The sequence below is a fragment of the Wolbachia endosymbiont of Drosophila simulans wHa genome (assembly GCF_000376605.1).
Taxonomy (GTDB): Bacteria; Pseudomonadota; Alphaproteobacteria; order Rickettsiales; family Anaplasmataceae; genus Wolbachia; species Wolbachia pipientis.
This window is the reverse complement of record NC_021089.1, coordinates 1,037,807-1,056,157: the sequence shown is the minus strand read 5'-3', so window position 1 is coordinate 1,056,157 and position 18,351 is coordinate 1,037,807. Positions and strand designations below refer to the sequence as shown.

Annotated in this window: 18 protein-coding genes, 2 other RNA genes and 3 pseudogenes; 9 read left to right on the top strand and 14 right to left on the bottom strand. The window is 33.6% G+C overall.

The genetic code is table 11. From position 1 onward, the window contains the following. Nucleotides 1-53: 53 nt before the first annotated feature. Nucleotides 54-152 (bottom strand): annotated as a pseudogene (locus tag WHA_RS07570) (IS5 family transposase); the annotation flags it as partial. Nucleotides 153-199: 47 nt separating this feature from the next. Here WHA_RS07570 and WHA_RS04805 point away from each other — a divergent pair. Next, a pseudogene (locus tag WHA_RS04805) lies at nt 200-322 on the top strand (IS630 transposase-related protein); the annotation flags it as partial. 71 nt (nt 323-393) lie between these two features. Then, nucleotides 394-1,131: a tRNA pseudouridine(38-40) synthase TruA gene (gene truA / locus WHA_RS04800; protein WP_015589365.1), complete on the top strand. Its 738-nt coding sequence runs from the start codon at nt 394-396 to the stop codon at nt 1,129-1,131. Nucleotides 1,132-1,219: 88 nt separating this feature from the next. Here truA and dnaN read toward each other — a convergent pair whose 3' ends face one another. From dnaN to ffs, 8 genes and pseudogenes are all read right to left on the bottom strand, one after another. Then, nucleotides 1,220-2,377 (bottom strand): DNA polymerase III subunit beta, encoded by a 1,158-nt coding sequence (gene dnaN, locus WHA_RS04795; RefSeq protein WP_041573541.1) that lies wholly within the window; start codon nt 2,375-2,377, stop codon nt 1,220-1,222. A gap of 115 nt (nt 2,378-2,492) precedes the next feature. Next, nucleotides 2,493-2,990 (bottom strand): invasion associated locus B family protein, encoded by a 498-nt coding sequence (locus WHA_RS04790; protein ID WP_015589363.1) that lies wholly within the window; start codon nt 2,988-2,990, stop codon nt 2,493-2,495. Then, nucleotides 2,983-3,876, bottom strand: coding sequence for an RNA polymerase factor sigma-32 (locus WHA_RS04785; protein ID WP_015589362.1), 894 nt, complete (start codon nt 3,874-3,876; stop codon nt 2,983-2,985). Before WHA_RS04785 ends, WHA_RS04790 begins: the two co-directional genes overlap by 8 nt. Before the next feature lie 318 nt (nt 3,877-4,194). Then, complete coding sequence (locus tag WHA_RS04780) at nt 4,195-4,896, bottom strand: P44/Msp2 family outer membrane protein (protein WP_015589361.1); 702 nt, start codon at nt 4,894-4,896, stop codon at nt 4,195-4,197. Between the two features lie 380 nt (nt 4,897-5,276). Then, nucleotides 5,277-6,225: pseudogene (locus WHA_RS06595) on the bottom strand (IS5 family transposase). Nucleotides 6,226-6,575: 350 nt separating this feature from the next. Next, complete coding sequence (locus tag WHA_RS04765; RefSeq protein ID WP_041573540.1) at nt 6,576-6,890, bottom strand: YbaB/EbfC family nucleoid-associated protein; 315 nt, start codon at nt 6,888-6,890, stop codon at nt 6,576-6,578. A 21-nt stretch (nt 6,891-6,911) separates the two neighbouring features. After that, the gene (gene dnaX / locus WHA_RS04760; protein WP_015589359.1) at nt 6,912-8,513 is read right to left on the bottom strand and encodes a DNA polymerase III subunit gamma/tau; all 1,602 of its coding nucleotides are present in this window, start codon (nt 8,511-8,513) and stop codon (nt 6,912-6,914) included. Nucleotides 8,514-8,528: 15 nt separating this feature from the next. Beyond that, nucleotides 8,529-8,628: signal recognition particle sRNA small type (gene ffs, locus WHA_RS06590), an RNA gene on the bottom strand. A 218-nt stretch (nt 8,629-8,846) separates the two neighbouring features. Between ffs and WHA_RS04755 the strand changes: the two genes are divergently transcribed. Continuing rightward, on the top strand, nt 8,847-9,500 hold the full coding sequence (locus tag WHA_RS04755) for a glutathione S-transferase family protein (protein WP_015589358.1): 654 nt from the start codon (nt 8,847-8,849) through the stop codon (nt 9,498-9,500). Nucleotide 9,501: 1 nt separating this feature from the next. Here WHA_RS04755 and WHA_RS04750 read toward each other — a convergent pair whose 3' ends face one another. Then, nucleotides 9,502-10,149 (bottom strand): O-methyltransferase, encoded by a 648-nt coding sequence (locus WHA_RS04750; protein ID WP_015589357.1) that lies wholly within the window; start codon nt 10,147-10,149, stop codon nt 9,502-9,504. Nucleotides 10,150-10,400: 251 nt separating this feature from the next. Between WHA_RS04750 and WHA_RS04745 the strand changes: the two genes are divergently transcribed. Then, nucleotides 10,401-10,679 carry a DUF2671 domain-containing protein gene (locus tag WHA_RS04745; protein ID WP_007551133.1) on the top strand — a complete coding sequence of 93 codons (279 nt, stop codon included), beginning with the start codon at nt 10,401-10,403 and terminating at the stop codon, nt 10,677-10,679. A 29-nt stretch (nt 10,680-10,708) separates the two neighbouring features. Here the strand turns inward: WHA_RS04745 and WHA_RS04740 are convergent, their stop codons facing one another. The 3 genes from WHA_RS04740 to ssrS form a co-directional block, all read right to left on the bottom strand. Further along, nucleotides 10,709-11,395, bottom strand: a complete 687-nt coding sequence (locus tag WHA_RS04740; protein ID WP_015589356.1) for a DsbA family protein — start codon at nt 11,393-11,395, stop codon at nt 10,709-10,711. Between the two features lie 53 nt (nt 11,396-11,448). Further along, nucleotides 11,449-11,910: a type II toxin-antitoxin system RatA family toxin gene (locus WHA_RS04735; RefSeq protein ID WP_041573611.1), complete on the bottom strand. Its 462-nt coding sequence runs from the start codon at nt 11,908-11,910 to the stop codon at nt 11,449-11,451. Nucleotides 11,911-11,929: 19 nt separating this feature from the next. Next, a non-coding RNA gene (gene ssrS / locus WHA_RS06585) (6S RNA) lies at nt 11,930-12,091 on the bottom strand. A gap of 101 nt (nt 12,092-12,192) precedes the next feature. On the opposite strand from ssrS, the gene WHA_RS04730 reads away from it, so the two are divergent. Both WHA_RS04730 and WHA_RS04725 read left to right on the top strand, forming a co-directional pair. Next, a complete protein-coding gene (locus tag WHA_RS04730) occupies nt 12,193-12,783 on the top strand; it encodes an MlaC/ttg2D family ABC transporter substrate-binding protein (RefSeq protein WP_015589354.1) in 591 nt (196 codons plus the stop codon). After that, nucleotides 12,780-14,069, top strand: coding sequence for a bifunctional folylpolyglutamate synthase/dihydrofolate synthase (locus tag WHA_RS04725; protein WP_015589353.1), 1,290 nt, complete (start codon nt 12,780-12,782; stop codon nt 14,067-14,069). Before WHA_RS04730 ends, WHA_RS04725 begins: the two co-directional genes overlap by 4 nt. On the opposite strand, the gene WHA_RS04720 is transcribed toward WHA_RS04725, so the two are convergent. Further along, on the bottom strand, nt 14,037-14,999 hold the full coding sequence (locus WHA_RS04720) for a J domain-containing protein (protein WP_077188321.1): 963 nt from the start codon (nt 14,997-14,999) through the stop codon (nt 14,037-14,039). The genes WHA_RS04725 and WHA_RS04720 overlap by 33 nt on opposite strands. A gap of 624 nt (nt 15,000-15,623) precedes the next feature. Here WHA_RS04720 and recA point away from each other — a divergent pair. From recA to WHA_RS04705, 3 genes are all read left to right on the top strand, one after another. Then, entirely contained in the window at nt 15,624-16,691 is a 1,068-nt protein-coding gene (gene recA, locus WHA_RS04715) for a recombinase RecA (RefSeq protein WP_010963008.1), read from the top strand. Nucleotides 16,692-16,878: 187 nt separating this feature from the next. After that, nucleotides 16,879-17,571, top strand: a complete 693-nt coding sequence (locus WHA_RS04710) for a phosphatidylserine decarboxylase (protein ID WP_007548750.1) — start codon at nt 16,879-16,881, stop codon at nt 17,569-17,571. Then, complete coding sequence (locus WHA_RS04705; protein ID WP_015589351.1) at nt 17,568-18,338, top strand: CDP-alcohol phosphatidyltransferase family protein; 771 nt, start codon at nt 17,568-17,570, stop codon at nt 18,336-18,338. Before WHA_RS04710 ends, WHA_RS04705 begins: the two co-directional genes overlap by 4 nt. Nucleotides 18,339-18,351 lie beyond the last annotated feature (13 nt).

Below are 18,351 nucleotides of genomic sequence, written 5' to 3'. Positions count from 1 at the left end.
ACTGGGATGGCTTTGTCGCATCGTACCTTATACGGTAATAATTTACGATAAATTCATGTAGCCATTTTGAATTTAGCCATACCAATGTCAGTAAATTTATTAAGCAAATAGCACTTAATGAGCAGTTCTTTTTCACGATTTATAGCTCTTTTCATAGAAGTCCGGATGTGATAAGGATAGATAATGATAAGGAGGTTGAATGCCAGCAGCATATAGTTATGATTTAAGAAAAAAAGCAATGGAGGCGCTAGACGAAGGAGAAAGCAGAGAAGCAGTGGCAGCAAGATTTAAGATTGGACGAACTACTTTATGGGAGTGGCAGCACTGTAGGCTTGACCATAAATTATGTTAAGATAGAAAATGACTATTTTAGATAGAGCTTGATGTAATGCAGTGCGATACAAAATAACGGTAGAATATAATGGTAGTAGTTTCTCTGGTTGGCAAAAACAGCAACACTCTGCTAACTCAATCCAGGAGAAGATAGAAAATGCTATATTTAATTTTAGTGGTGAGAAAATTGCCTTGTACTGTGGTGGAAGGACCGATGCTGGGGTTCATGCTTTAGGACAAGTTGCTCATTTTGATATGGAAAAGGAATGTGAGCTTTATAGAATAAGAAACGCAATAAATTATCATTTAAAATCAATTCCTATAGTTGTGCTTAATGCAGAAGTTGTAGATGATGCGTTTCACGCACGGTTTTCAGCAAAAAAAAGATATTACGAATACAGAATAGTTAATCGCTATGCTCCTGCCGCTCTGGAGACGGGTTATGTATGGCAAGTGTTTAACCCACTTGATGTAAATATTATGCGTGAAGCTGCTAAACATCTACTTGGAAAACATGACCTTTCAAGTTTTCGTTCAAAAGATTGTCACGCCGCAAATCCGATAAGAACAATTGATGATATCGATATAGTACAAAACGGGAATCATATACACATCAAAATATCTGCTATTTCCTTTTTACATAACCAAGTGAGGATTATTGCGGGTACTTTAGTTGAATTTGGAAAAAATAGAACCAATCCGCAAGAAATGCTACATATATTAAGCCAATGCAAAAGAAGTGCTGCTGGGGTTACCGCGCCGCCTTTTGGCTTGTATTTGGTAAAGATAGATTACTAATTTAATAAAAAGTAACGTTCTTAGTGAAATAAGTGTCATACCGCCGCAGTATCTCCAGATCTCGCTAACAAGCAGCGAGATGACGAGTTTAAGTTCTCATTGGCATCACTACATATAATACATTTGAATCATCTTCATCAGTGATAATTGTAGCACTATTACCATCGGCTAAGCTAAACTTACATTTATTTTTTATGCAAGATAGAACATCAAGCAAATAACGCGAGTTGAACCCTATTTCTATAGGGGCTTCATTGTAGTCCACTTCTATGGATTCAGTTGCATCACTGCACTCTTGGGAGTTTGAATGCAGAGTTAGCAGCTTTTCTTGTAGTGAGAATTTAATGGATTTTACTTTATCAGATACAACAACGGAAACTCGATCTATAACATCTGAAAGTTTTTTACTTTCAATAATCATATGCTTATCTTGAGATGCTGGAATAACTGCTTTATAATTTGGAAAAGTTCCATCTATTAATTTTGATATTAGAATATATTCACCGCATGTAAACTTGATTTTTCTGTCTGAGAGTTTTACTTTAATTTCATTACAATCGTCCAATATTTTTAACAACTCCATAACAGTTTTACGTGGAATGATCACACCGAATTCGCCATTGATATTTCCAGGCTTTGGCCTCTTTATACACGATAAACGATGGCCATCAGTTGCAACACAGTACAGAAACTGCTCATCTGTATGTAGATATATTCCATTTAAATTATACCTTGTATCATCTAGTGATACAGCAAATTTTGTTTTGGTTAATAAGTCTATCAGGTCCGTATTGAGTAGAGTAAAATCATATTTATAATTGTCTTCTTCAAGAGCAGGAAAACTGCTTGAAACTACATTCGGTAAAGAAAAGTTTGCATTTCCGCAAGACATCAATAATTTTCCTTGGTTGTTTACTTCAAAATTGACATCCAAATCAGCGGGTAACTTCTTCACTATGTCATGTAAAGTATGCGCTGAAATTTTTACTTCTCCTTCTGTTAATACGGTTGCAGCAAGTGAGGCAAACATTGAAATGTCAAGATCAGTTGCCATTAATTTTATGCTGCCATGTTGTGCTTTGATATTTATACATGCCAAAACATCTATTGCATTACGCCTTTCGACCACTCCACTTACTCTGGATAATGTATTTAAAAGACTTGTGCGGCTCACGCTAAAACGCATCTGCTCGCACACAGAATTTTGCTTTTTGATTTCTGTGTCTACACCTGCAACCTCTGACATTACTAACTCTCAAAAATATATTTTAAATGATATCCGCATTCCATATAAAGTAAAGTGCTATTCATTGAAAGAGTAGTCTATTTTATACTATAGCTGGGTATTCTGTTACAATAATTTACTTTGTATGGCATGAATCATGCATTTTTTGATACGCTTTTTGAAACCCAAGTAGGGAATAAGTATCATCAATGGTCACTGTTTTTGTTTTCCCATTCACTACCATTGATAATCCCTGCTTCATTTTTAGAATGAGATCTTGATCTATTTTTGTATGCTCTGCCCACGCAAAACTTCCCTGTATTATAGGCAGTGTATATTTAATTTTTTTGTCGATATTGAGAGCTACAGGCTCCTTATCATACTGAAAACCAGAGGTAACGCTTACCTCATCTGCTTTTTTATCAACATAACTAACCATTACATATGGCTTTCGGTTGGTTGTATAATGTTCGCTTTTTTTTTTAGGATAGGATACAATATAACATACCTTCTCTCCATCTTCCAATGCAGTATACACGAGCCAATCTTTATATTTTTCCTTCAATTGCACATCACTAACTGATGCAAAAGCGCCTATTGAAAAAAATATTAGAAATATAAAAAAACTACGCATGCAAACCAAATTTCAAACTTTCTGATTGTATATATTGTTTTACCTTAGCCATCGCCTGCTCAGCCAACTGCCTTATTCTTTCTCTTGAAACACAATATTTTTTACTAAGTTCATCCAGAGTTTGAGTGTTTTCAGACAAATATCTACTGATAAAAATGTCTCTCGCCCTTTCGTTGAGACTTGCTAGTGCATTGTTTAAAATTGTTTCTTTTAATTCTTTCTCTTCATGATTTTGGTAAGTTACTTCTTGACTGACCAAGTTACATGGGATCATATCTTGTAGCTCCCTTTTAGAGTCATCACCTATTTTTATGCAATCGTTTAGCGACTGATCCTTACAAGCCAAACGGTAATTCATCTGTATAATGTCTCCTTCGGATACAGAAAGCTCATTAGATATTGCTTTTATTTCTTCATTATTTAAAGTTTCTCTGTTTGTATACTGTAAAATTCTTTTTTTTATTTTACGTAAACTAAAAAATAATCTTCTTTGTGCTTGCGTTGTGCCTATTTTCACAAATGACCAAGATTTCAATATAAAGTCTTTTATTGAAGCTTCAATCCACCACACTGCATAAGTTGAAAAACGAAACCCTAAATCAGGATTAAACTTTTTTACTGCATGCATTAAACCCATATTCCCTTCCATGACCAGGTCCATCAACAATAGTCCATAATTTTTGAATTTCATTGCAATTTTCACTACCAAATTCAAATGGCTGGTAATCAATTTATGAGCAGAAGAAATATCCTTGTATTGGTTCCAATTTTTTGCTAGTTGTACTTCTTCCTCTTGAGACAGCATGGGAAATTTTCGCACCCTAGCAATATATTGCATGAGATTGGTTCTGCTATCGACACATAAGCTTGCCATTGGGGTCAACATAACAACTTAAATTAAAACTTCATGCATATAATATATTGATTTTCCAGCAAAAATTCAAGCTTTGATTTGAAAAAAGTACAAATTTTCCATCTAATTTCTTGGAGACAGTAGGCCGCAGTGTTAGCTAATTGGATAACATTATGTAACTTTAGATGATATTCTACCAGTACAATGGTAAACGTTATAGCTTAAACACATAGCAAATAGTGTTATTCCAGTGCCTTGACACTGGAATCCACATTTCTTTTTTCTAGATCCCAGTGTCATGCTACTTGGATGACAAGAAAAAACCCACTGGGATAACAAGACTGAGATAGACTAGAAATTAAACGCTACTCCAGCTTCTGCACCAACAGTGCTGTAAAGAACTTTGAGTTCCCCCTTGTCTTTGCTTGCTGCAGCAGTATCTTTATCAAAATGAGCACAAAAAGAACCGAAATAACGAGCTCCAGCGTAGAGTTTGATTTCTGGAGTTATGTCATAGCTGACACCAGCTCTTGCTTGACCAGCAAAAGCAAATTTACCATTTTGACTACTCACAGCGGTTGCCAAAGGTGTGCTAATATACGCTGCACCAACACCAACACCAACATATGGAGTGATAGGCATATCTTCAATTGCTATATCGTAATAAACGTTAACTAATCCTGAAAATGCTGTTAAACTGTCTGCAATTGCTGGAGTAGGAGCTACATCAAGTGTATCCTTGCTTAGCTGCGAATAAAGCCCTTCAACATCAACTCTGATGTCGTCCATTTTGTAACCAAATGCACCACCACCAGCCATAAAAGAAGCTTTATAAAGGTCAGTAGTTGTATCAGTATCCGCAGTCTTCTTTTTAGCACCTGTAGCACCATCAACTTTTGTGAAAAGAGGTAAAATTTCACCGTTGTATTGCAAACGAACGTAGTAGCTAGTTTCTTCATCACTTATTGGACCAACAGGATCTGAAAAAGCAGAGTTTGATAAACTTAGCAACGTTGCTAAAGCGGCTGCTGAAAAAAACTTTTTATAATGCATAATTGTCCTCGTAAAAAAAATTAAAATTCCACTTTAGCAGTCTAAGTAACAACTAAAGTTAAGTCAAGTGCTAACTTAATAACACAAAATATTCTACATTTTAACTAATTTTTAGGAGAAGACAAAGATTTTATTAATGAATAAATACGACTTTTGATTTTTTGGTATAGCTAACACAGGTAAGATTTACTATCGAAAGACCTCGTCATCTCGCTGCTTGTTAGCGGATGAGAAATCCACAACTGTACGAACATTGCAATTTGGGCCTACCAGGAGGGCAATGCCTCTTATCCAAGTACCCTCTTCTTGTCATCCAAGTAGCATGACACTGGGATGGCTTTGTTGCATCACACTTTATGAGATGGTGATTTATGGTAAATTCATGTAACTATCTCAAATTTAGCCATACCAATATCAGTGAATTTATTAAGCAAATAGCATTTGATTAGCAGTTCTTTTTCTCGATTTATCTCAGATTTATTCCTAAAACTAAATCCGAATATTTGCTTTAATCTTGAGAAAAACCCTTCAATATAAGATCTTTTCCCATAATTTACTTCTTTTTTCCATTCTTTCATGCCATCTTCACCGTATAATTTTATTAACCTAATAGCAGCATTCCTGTCAGACATATAATCTGTTTCTGGATGTTCTGCCGCATTGTTTATTGGTGGAATTTTTGTCTTTATATCATATTCGTTACACAACTTATAAAACTTGTGCCTATCACATGCTCTATCTGCATATAGTGCTTTTATGGCATGCTGAAAATCAACTTCTTTTAGCAAATCACAAGCTCCATAGTGATCAGAGTAGACACCGTTACTGTATTTTACAGCTATGGCTTTTTTGTTGTTTATATTCAACATTACGTGCAATTTTCTCGTTTGCTCATAGCCACGATATTTTCTGTCAGTGCTATTTTCCTTGCTGTGACCAGGAGTGTTGTTGTATATACTAATTCCTGTACTGTCTATAGCAATTTCGATATCTTCCATATTATTTTCTGCAATCATTTATCTTAATATTAAGTTTCTTAAACCTTCTTGATGCTTGTGAATAGCTGATAACTGCCAAATCTCTTCCTATTTGTTGCAAATACCCTTTTATAAACCCGACTGTTTGTCTTAAACCAATTCTAAAGAAACTGACGATTATATGCACCAAAATCACAACTTTATCACTATAAATATAGTTGCCGCCCTGCATTTTTGGACAATTCTCGTACCAATTTTCTATGGCGTCATTGATATAACAAAAAATGCTTCCTCTTTCTTGGAGAAATTTGTTATATTCATGGCAGTTACTGACTCTCATTTTTTGTGGCATATTTTTTCTTCAACAGTTAAATGGCTATTTATAATGAATTTTGTCAGTAACTGCCAGTTCTTTTCACTTGAGCGATGCAACAAAGCCCACTGGGATCAGGAATTTTATTAAGTTGGTAAGCATAAAAGTAGCCGTTTTATGTTAAAACACAACGTTCTTGATGAGATTACGGCAAGGCTGGATTCCAGACTGGAATGACATCGTTTACTATGTGCCATATTGCAATGTTCGTACAGTTGTGGAATGAATTGCGGTATGACATAGGGCTGTGCTAGCTATAGGCGCATTATATAAAGAAGTCTAGTATTAGAAAAAAAATACTTACACTAAAAGAAACTTCAGTAGTAAATTCAAAAAGGAAGTTTAAATCCAGGTGGTAAACCCATCATACCTGCGAGATCAGAAGTTGCATTTGCCATATCTTCTTCTGCTTTTTTAACGGCATCATTAAACGCTGCTGTTACTAAATCCTCTACTATATCTTTTTCCTCATTTCTCATAAGTTCTAAGTCTATGTTCACCTTTTTAGCTTTATAGCTACCTATTTTTATGACTTCCACTAATACAGAAACTTTGCCACCACCAGAAATACCTTGAAACTCTTTTCCAATATATTTTTCTTGAGCTTCTGCAAGCTTTTTTTGCATCTCTTGCGCTTGTTTCATTATTTGACTAAAATCCACAACTTACTCCTTATTTTCTATATTAACTACTTTTGCACCTTTAAACATGTCAAGTATATCCTTGACTGCAGGTGCATAATTTAAATTACTCACTTCCCTGTTTATATAACCCGTATCAACTGTAATAACCCACTCCTGCTGAGTTGCCTGGTTTAAGTAATTTTTTAAATCATTGCAAAAATTACTGTCCAACTTAGATACAGCTTTTAATTTTAAATACCCAGGTTTACAATCTATTAATTGTAGATTATTACACAGTTGTTTGTAAAGATAAATTTGGATACTCCGCCTTAATAGTTGCAAAATCTTATCAAAATCGTAATTTTGTTGTTTATTTTCCACATGGATCCCAGTGTCACGCACTGGGATGACAGAGTGGGGTTGTTGTTTACTTTCCACATATTTTTTTGGATCTGAGTAGTCAGCTACTTGGATGACAGAGGGGGAAGGTGCAACAGGTCTGCCCTGTCTATTTCCTTGCTCTACATTTTGTGAAAGAACTTTTTTGATCACCTGTTCTGGAGAAGGTAGATCAGAGAGATAGCAAAGACTAATTAGCATCATTTCAGCAGCAACATCGTTGCATGTTGAAGTTTTTATATCTTGAATACCTTTAAGCAACACCTTCCACAATCTTGAAAAAAATATTAAAGATCTCTTTATACTTAAATCTTTTATCCTATTCTTTTCATACTCTGTAACTGCACTATCAATCTCTTTCGTAATTAAAAAACGGCATACTAACTGAATTGTTTGCAATAGACCTTCAAAAATACTAAGTGGGTTTGCTGTTTTTATCGCCTTGTCAAACACTGATAGAGCTTTCTGTAAATCACCTTCTAATATTGCCCCTAATAGATCAAATATAATATCTTTATCCACTAGGCCAAGTATGTCTGTCACATTTTTAGTGGATATTGCACCATCTTTGCTATATAGCACTGCTTGATTCATCAAAAACAAGGCGTTACGCATTGAATTTCCAGAGTGTCGTGCAATTAATTCTAATGCTCCCTTTTCAATAGAATAACTCTCTTTTTGTGCAACATCATTTAAACGTTCCACTATTTTAGCTACAGGAATGTTGTGTAAATCAAATCTTTGACAACGTGCAATAATAGTTATCGGTATCTTTTTTATTTCCGTAGTTGCTAAAATGAATTTTACACTAGATGGTGGCTCTTCTAGGGTTTTAAGTAATGCGTTAAATGCACTGCTGGATAACATATGTACTTCATCTATAATGTAGACTTTGAATTTAGAGCTTATAGGTGAATAGCAAATATCTCCCAGGATTACTTTAATATCGTCAATGCTAGTGTGACTTGCTGCATCGATTTCAATCACATCTGGATGGCTTGAATTTTTTATTGCTAGACAATTTTCACATGATCCGCAAGGTTCAAAAATTGGCCCCAGGGAACAATTCAAACATAAAGCTATTATCCTTGCAGTGGTGGTTTTACCAACTCCACTACTACCAGAGAGCAGTATAGATTGTGGGATTTTGTTTAAAATAAAAGCATTTTCTAATACACGCACTAATATATCTTGACCTACTAGATCTTTAAAGCTACTAGGACGATGTTTTAATGCTATATTCACAGCTTCGGATAAAACAAATAATGAAGTAGGTATGCAACCCAAAAAGGTTCTGATATGGCTGCTTCATTTCTGATCTGACCAAATTACAGAGTTTTTGCCTGCATACCTTATAAAATATTATACTTTTTTTTTTATTTAGCAAGGTATATCCTATATTAGTCTTATAATTTATATGTTAGACCTCTTGCAACATTACTTTGGAGTAAACAACTGTTACCTAAAATACTCTTCTCTTGTCATCCCAACTTGGATCCAGAGAAAAAAGATGTGGATTTCAGTGTCACACACTGGAATAACAACCTATAGGTACTGGGATAACAAAAGAGGAATATTATGATTTTATATCATTTTTCTCTTTGTCCATTTTCACGAAAAGTTAGAGCCCTTCTCAAAGAAAAAAAGTTGGGCTGTGATCTAGTGTATGAAAATCCGTGGGAAAAACGGAATGAATTTATGGAGATCAATCCAACCGGGCAAGTACCAGTATTAATAGATAATAACTTTGTAATAGCGGATAGTAATGCCATTTGTGAATATATAGAAGAAACTTACAATAGCGACGTCAAATTATTTGGTTCATCCACTATTATTAAGTCTAAAATACGCGCTCTAATCAATTGGTTCGATAACAAATTTTACAATGAAGTTACTAAGTATATTATGAATGAAAAAGTAATTACTAACCGCAGCCCTGATTCTAGGTTTATCTATGCAGCTCAGCATAATCTGCTTTGCCATATAGAATATGTTGAACACTTAATTAACAAGAACATTTGGCTTGCAACCGATAAGTTCACTTTGGCTGATATTACTTTAGCATCGCATATTTCTGTAATAGACTATGTAAGTAGTTTTCCATGGGAAAAAAGTAAAATTTTAAAAGAATGGTACTCCATTGTTAAATCAAAGCCTTGTTTTCGTGAGATATTATTAGAGAGGATTTCTGGTTTAATCCCTCCTAAACATTATGCTGACCTTGATTTTTAACTTATGTTAGCTTTAAAGCTACAGTCATTCCTTCATCAGTTGGAATCAATATAGAGAAATATTTTTTTTCATCTGATAATCTATTATTAAACTCCCTCATAGCATGCCATGATTTTTCTGATACTTCTTTTGGAGGCGATTCTAAAAATACTGTGTTAAACAATAGAGTGTTATCTGCAACGATTAGCCCATCTTGTTTAATGTATGACTCTGCCCAATCTAAATATTTAGGATAACCACCTTTATCAGCATCGATAAATATCATGTCAAATGGTGCTTTTGCTGATAATTCATTAAGTTTTTCCAATGCATTGCCTTCTATTAGAGTAATTTTATCACTCAGATTAAAAGCACTAAAATTTTTTTTTGCTATTCTTGAGTATTGAGGGTTATTTTCTATTGTATATATGTGACCATCTTCCAGTAGAGCTTTTGCCATGCAAATCGACGAATAACCGTATAACGTGCCAATCTCAACAATACTTTTGATTTTATGGATTTTTATAAATAAACTTAATAGCTTTCCTTCTTCATGGCCGATCTGAATATGTTGCTTTTTTTCAAGAATACAATATTCTTCTATTGTTTTAAATTCTTTTGCAAATAGATTTCTTATGTATGACAATTTTATACTAAAATTATTACGCATAGATTATAAATTAGGGAAGCTTAATTCATACACAATTTATAAATATAATAATATAGTTTGAAATAATAAAAACATTTATTTTAAGTTATTATTTCATAGTATAAAATTTTAAGTGACAAGAATTATTATATATTGTACTATAGTTAACTAGTATAATAAGCAGTCGATTATTGTGCTGGAATTAAAGAGATTGTTTATGCGCATTTCTCTTTATTAAAATATAATTTTTATAATCAATTAGAGGGGGTTATATGTCTTATACTATTGCTAGCGAAGTTGAAACGTTAAACAAAAAATCTAACAAGAATGAAGGGGTTATGTTACTAAATAATCCAGCTTATCGTGAAAAGTATAAAGAACGTTTTGATGAAGCTCAGAGAAAAGTTATGGATATGGTTCAGTTTTATGATGGAACAATAGTATTAATAGAGAATAAAATTGCTATGTATTACTACGCTTGGCACAGTAAAAAAAGAGAATTTGAGCGTAAAAAACAACAAACAGTCGTAAAAAACAATGACTCAGCATAGAGTCTTTTATATGGTAAGCTACAGTGGTATTACTTCACTATAGCTTTTCCATATAATTTATCTATTACATCAGTGAGGTATTTCAGCTCTTTATACCCTTCATGTTTAACTTTATTATGCTCTATATATGACTTACCATCGTTAAGCTTGATGAAAAATATTGGGGTAGCTGTGATACCAAGTTTATTAATTGCCAGTGATTTATCATTTATGATTTTATCCATAATTTTCTTATCATTAATGCATTGGTTAAATGCATCTTGCTTTAAGTTGCTTAGTGCAGCAATTCTTTGTAGTAAAGTCAAATCACTTAAATTGTAGTAATTCCACGAATCTATTGAGTTAAAAACAGCTTTGTTAAAATTAAAGTAGTCTTCTTGTTTTTCGTAGCAATGACTTAGCATTGCAGCCTTTAGCCCTCTGTAATCCAAAGGAAAATGACGAAATATATATAACATCTTACCTGTGTCTATATATTTCTCTTTTATTTTAGGAAAAACATTCTTATGAAAAAGAGAGCAGTGATAGCAAGTTAATGAAGCATATTCTATCATTAGAATTGGTGCTTTTGGATCTCCTAATAATTTATCATCGGGTAATAGTGATAGTAACTCCTTTGATGTTATTTCATTAGTTTCTTTTTGAATATGTTGGTTAACAACTGCATAAGAATTAACACTTATAAAAATTGATAAAAGCAATAGTCTAAAAATCATTACGATATAAATACTTAACTTACTAAAAAAATTATATATTTATATAAATAGTGTCAAGGTAACTTTTGTTTAGCAAGGCTTTCAGCCCTGTCTTTAAATGCAGCAATTATTTTACTTTGTGTATATTTATATACTGAGTTTAATAGGGTTGAAAATGAGTTGGACTTAAACTTAAACTCTATATAAAACTTTACCATAGTTTTATTTTCATCTATGGGAATGAATTGCCATTTATTGCATAGATGTTTAAATATTCCATTTGATGATACAGCTTTTATCCAACCTTCGTTTGTTCTACTTGGAGAAAGAAAGGTTACCTCTGATGTATATCTTCCTTTAATTCCATGAAAAGCTGCTAGAAGGTCCACAACCATTTGATTGTCAATTTTTTCTTTTATATAAACGGCTTTGCACCAAGGAACAAAATCAGGATACCTTTCAACATCAATTACAATTTGGAATACTTCATTAGGCGAACATAGGAAGGTACCTTGTTCTCTGTATTGATGAAGCATAAATTTAGCACCAATCAAAAAAGGATCCGTATCTACCGTCAGCCTTAGTAGATTCCTGAGACCTGAAGTTAAGGTGGGCATCGCATATTAGTTTCAACGAAACCAGCAGAGGCAATTCCCCTCTCTAGAAATTATCGCTCGGGAAATTTAACTTAACTCATAACGCATAGCACAGACCCCTACTTGAATTATAGATGATTTACACAGGGCATGTCTATAGGTATATTAAAGTCAGTAATTGTTATTTAATCTTTATTAAACTTTGCATTTTAAGTATATCTTATGAATATTACTAAAGTTTTAATCATTATTGTTTTTATTGTAATTTCTTCAAGTGCTTACACTAATTGTACAGATCACAAAATTTTTGTGCATACTATGAAACAACAAGTAGACAGCATATCTACAAAAGGAAATAGAAAAAACCTAGAGCATGTACACGAAAAGCTTCAGGAGGTCATTCAGAATAATGTTAACCTCAAAGAAATATCTCGATTTGTCATGGGAAAATATTGGGTTTTGACTACCCGGAAGGAAAGGGAAGATTTCTTAAGAGAGTATGAAGTGTATCTTACACGTTTGTGCGTTAAAATTTTATCTAAATACATGAGTAATAGTGAAATGATCATAATGAGTACAAAAGCAGTTGACGATGAAACTTGCTTAATTGGCACAAGGTTCTCTTACGGTGATGAAGAATTTACAAATATTGATTTTAAAGTTACTAAAAATCACAGTTCTTTCTTGATAAGTGATGTTGTAATGAGTGGAATAAGTATTGCTATTAATCAACGTTCTCAATTTAGTGAGAAGATTGACACGCATGGCATAGCAAGTGTGATAGGTGAATTAAAATGTAACAATAATCTATGATATATATGCCTCATTGGCCTAAGCCACTTGGTAGCAGGCCGAATGATTTTTCTCTTGATCGCATAAAAAGCTTTCTTAGTAAACTAGATAATCCCGAGAAAAAAGTGCCTCCCGTAATTCATATAGCTGGAACTAATGGGAAAGGCTCAACACTAGCATTTATAAGATATATAATGCAAGCAGCAGGGTATAAGGTACACGCATACACTTCTCCACATTTGGTGAATTTTAATGAAAGAATAGTTATTGCAGGCAGTTATATCGACGATAATGAATTATATAGCTTGTTAGAAGAATGCCGTGCCGTAATTGCAGAACAACCTATCACTCTGTTTGAAGCTGCAACTATTGCAGCTTTTTTAGCTTTTTCTCGTCACAAAGCCGATATAACTTTAATTGAAGTGGGTATGGGTGGAAGACTTGATACAACAAATGTTATAGATAGTCCGATTTTAACAATAATTACTTCCATTGCACTTGATCATACGGAATATCTTGGCCCTACTATAGAAATTATAGCAGGTGAAAAGGCTGGAATAATGAAACCTAATGTTCCTTGCGTGATAGCACCACAAGAAAAATCTATAATGAACACGCTAGAATACCACGCAATAAATAAGAAATCTCCCTTATATAGAGGAGGTTTTGAATGGAATTGCAAAAAAAAGAACAACAAAATGGTTTTCCAATCAGCTATTCAATCAATAGAATTTCCTTTGCTGTCTTTAAAGGGTGATCACCAAATAATCAATGCAGGCAATGCTATTGCAGCATGTAGCATTTTGAGTGGAAAATATGGATTTGATATTGGAGAAGAGGATATCACTTCAGGTTTACAGTGCACTTATTGGCCTGCACGACTGGAGCGTATAAAAGAGGGCAATTTAATTTCTTTACTACCAAAAGATTGGCAATTATTTTTAGATGGTGCGCACAATAATGATGGTGCTAGAGTACTATTTCAGTGGGTAAAAGATAATTTTGCTGAAGGTATCTATATAATTTTTGGTGTTACTCGTAACAGAAATGTGGAAGAGTTCTTAGAGCACTTAAAGCCATATATCAAGCTACTATGTGCGGTTTGTGTTAAGTCTGAGCCCAAAGCAACAAATACAAACTTGATTAGGGAAAAAGCCAATAACATAGGAATAAAAGCAATTGAGTGTGAGTCAATTGGCGATGCAATATCAAATCACATATTAAAAGCCTCTATCCAAAACGTCAAAACCATACTAATCTGTGGCTCATTGTTCCTAGCTAGAGACTTCGCTATGGAGAATAGCTAACTTTGATGATATTAACTGACCGATGGGGAAATAACTTTGATTGCTCATAGTACTGCTTGGCTTTTCGTTATCGACTTCTATAAACTGATCATCACCTTTAAATTGCTCCTCAATTGAATTTATAGCTGTCTTTTTGAGAATATAATTACTTGCAGCATTTAAAATAGGTGAAGTAACAATTAAAAGCGTGAATGGTAATGAAAGTAATAAGCCGGATAACATCATAGAGTTAGTTATACCAAAGCCGTTGGCAACTAAATCTAATCCCACACCGAAAAACATTAAAGATGTACAGATTGTGTTGCTCAAAATAACTGAATTTTTTAGCCACTTTAATTTAGTCCTATCACTCTTTGAAAAATTTTCGCATTCTTGGTCAAAGTTAAACAATAATAAAATATTAGTCTGATGATTAAACTCTTTCCCATTTCTAGTATAAATGCTCTTAACAGCTAGACTCAAAATAGATCCTGCTAACAAGGGAGCAAGAAAACCTACTGCTATTGGTACATTAGAAGAAATACCATTAATTATTAAAAATGCAATTGATGTGAAGGATACTAAAAGAACTCCTAAGAGATTTGAATAAGAAGAATATTTTACATAAGCAGTTACATTATTGTTAATTGACTGCTGCTTATTATAGAGTTTATTTCTGCACTTATCATCTAAGTATTTTTGCAATTCTTCATAACTGCGACTCCACAACTTACCGCGTAATTCTTTTATTAAATTATTTCTTTTATTGAGACCTTTCTCCAATGGCTCTATTATAAATTCTTCAAAAAATGGCTTATTTAATGCAATAACCTTAAATTTCTCCTCCGCTTCTTTATTGTTTGGGTTTTTATCTGAGTGATATTTTAACGATAATTTACGGTATTGTTGACTAAGCTTTTTCTTAATATTCTTAATGTCAGAATTTACCACATCCTCCTTTTGAATATTAAATGTTAAAAACAACTGCTTTAAAGCGTGGTACTCATTTTCATTCAAAACATTTCTAGCCACATTACACCTACAAATTAACTAACTATTAATGTTCTATAATATACATATTTCCAAACTATGTCAATTATTTCATAAATATCTTTGGTAAAAATTATTTCTGTTATGACTAGCATGATAAGTGTATGAAGCGACTAAAATTGTCATTACAGCGCTTAGTGTACGACAGTGCTCCAACATTTAGGGTTGCAGTTTTCATGGCAGATCTGAGTAGCTGACCCATCTAAGAGGTGTCATTCAAGTAGCTGACACTGGAATGGCTTTGTTGCATCGCACCTTATACGGTAGTAATTTACAATAAATTCATGTAGCCATTTCGAATTTAGTCATTTCAGTGTTGGCTACTTGGATGACACCACCTGCTATGCTGCAAATTGCAACGTTCGTACACTAAAGTATAGTGTGTTACTAACGAAGGCAAACAAATATCTGCTTTATGAAAACGTTAATATTTTTCATTGAAATAATACATAAATACTAGAAAAACCTTGGCAGGTTATTCGCGTTTGATTATCATAGAGAATTATATAAATTAATAAATGATCTATGGCAAGTAACCCAGAAGAAAGAAATAGTGATAAACAAAAAGCGCTAGATAACGCAATAAGCCAGATTGAAAAAGCATTCGGTAAAGGTGCAATAATGAAGTTGAAGCAAAACCCTGTAGAAAAAATAGACACAATATCCACAGGATCAATTGCGCTTGATTCGGCTCTAGGTGTTGGAGGTCTGCCAAAAGGGCGTATAATTGAAATATTTGGCCCCGAGAGTTCTGGTAAAACCACTCTTGCCTTGCACGTGATTGCTGAAGCACAAAAAAAAGGAGGATCATGCGCATTTATCGATGCAGAACATGCATTGGATGTCTTATATGCTCGTAAACTTGGGGTAAGCACTGATGATTTAGTGATTTCACAACCAGACACTGGAGAGCAGGCGTTGCATATTGTTGAGTATTTAGTGTGTTCTGGTGCGGTTGATGTGATAGTTATTGACTCTGTCGCAGCATTAACTCCAAGAGCTGAAATTGAAGGTGATATGGGTGATCAACATATGGGGCTGCAAGCAAGGCTTCTAAGTCATGGGCTACGGAAACTAACCTCTGCCGTTTCAAAAGCGAACTGTATATTGATATTTATTAATCAAATTCGTATGAAAATAGGAGTAGTGTATGGAAATCCTGAAACTACCACGGGTGGAAATGCATTAAAATTCTATACTTCTGTAAGGCTTGATATAAGAAAAGTTGGTGTAATAAAAGACAAAGAAAATATTACAGGTAATGAAACAAGAGTTAAAGTTGTAAAAAATAAAGTTGCTCCTCCATTTAGAGAAGCGAAATTTGATATAATGTACAATGAAGGTATATCAAAACTCGGAGAAATAATAGATATGGGAGCAAAGCTTGGTGTGCTTGAAAAAGCAGGCGCTTACTATTCATATAACAACACACGTCTTGGGCAAGGAAGAGAGAATGTAAAAACTTACCTAAAAACAAACAAAGAAGTCGCAAATGAAATAGAAACGAAAATCAGAGATTTACTCAGAAATCATGATAATTCTATCATAATAGACGAGGATAGTGAGCAACTTTTAGAAGAATCAGTTTTCTGATCTAAACTTAGGCATTAGATTTTGTGTTGGACGGGTTGTTACAGTATGACGGTAATTCTATGTGCTAATATAACAATCTGTAATGTTACCTTGTATCAAAAAGACTTTGCTGAAGCAGTTAAAAAAAGCTTTTCATGAGAAATTATAAATGATAAATTGTTAACAATAGGTTATTGTTAATAAGATTATGTGTTTTGGTTTACCTAATATAAACAGGGAAGGTTATTCATTTATAGTAGTTTCCTTTATAGTAACGTGTATAGCATTCTCTATATCTTGGGGGTTTGGCGTTACGTGCTTGTTTCCGACATTATTGTGTACTTATTTCTTTCGTGATCCAGCAAGAGCTGTGCCAAACAATAAGAATCTTATATTAAGTCCTGCTGATGGTGTGATTTCAAAAATTGAAGAAGTTAATTATCCTTTATCAGCAGAAAACGGAGAGGAGAAGAAGTTTACGCTTGTTAGCATATTTTTAAGTGTTTTGAACGTCCATGTGAACCGTATACCAATATCTGGTACGATAAAGGAAATGAGTTATAAAAAAGGCAAGTTTGTATCCGCAATGAGCAATAGGTCTAGTAATGAAAATGAAAAGCAGGTTATTGTAATTGAATACGAAAAGGGGAAAGAAATTATTGTGGAGCAAATAGCTGGATTAATTGCACGTCGTATCGTTTGTAATTTAGGAATATCCCAGAACGTAAAAGCAGGTGAAAGGTTTGGAATTATAAGGTTTGGCAGTAGAGTGAATATCTATGTTCCTGCTGATACAGAAGTCAGAGTTTCAGAAGGGCAAACTGTTATTGGTGGTGAAACAATTATAGCAAACTTAAATAAGGAAAACGTTCAAGAGAAGCTTACTTTTGACGTTATATGAATAACGATGGAAGTAACAGTAGATTCTTACCTATTACTAAATTATTCCCAAACTTTATAACTTTATTGGGTTTATGTTCTGGTCTCACTTCACTTAAATTTACATTTAATGAACAATGGGAATTCTCAGTAATTTTTATCATCATTGCAGCAATAATAGATGGAATGGATGGCAGAATAGCTAGAATTCTAAAATCAACTAGCGATTTTGGAGCCCAGCTTGATTCTTTTGCAGATTTTCTAAATTTTGGTGCAGCGCCTGCATTTCTTTTGTATTTTTGGAAGCTAAACGAAATCAAAGTCATAGGTTGGATTTTAGTAATGATATACGTAATCTGCATATCAATAAGACTTGCAAGATTTAATGTTTCGCTACACTCAGAACAACCATACTGGGAAAAATTTTTCTTTTCTGGTGTTCCAGCTCCAGTGTGTGCTTTACTTTCTTTGTTACCAATAATTATTACCTTTCAATCTCATGAGAGTGAATACTTACTTCTCATAGAGCGATTTTTTAACACAAGAAACGTAGCTTGTTACTTTCTGGCCATTTCATTTTTTTCGATAAGTCACATTCCAACTTTCTCTGCAAAATATATTTATATTCCCAAAAGCCTATCCTATATATTTGTGTCATTTTTTGGAGTACTTATTGTATTTTTCATCAGTAAGCCCTGGATGACTCTACCAATTTTAGGTATAGTGTATACACTTACTATTCCAATAAGCATCGGGTTTTACATATATTTTACATATAAAACTCGTTAGCTAACAAAAAATA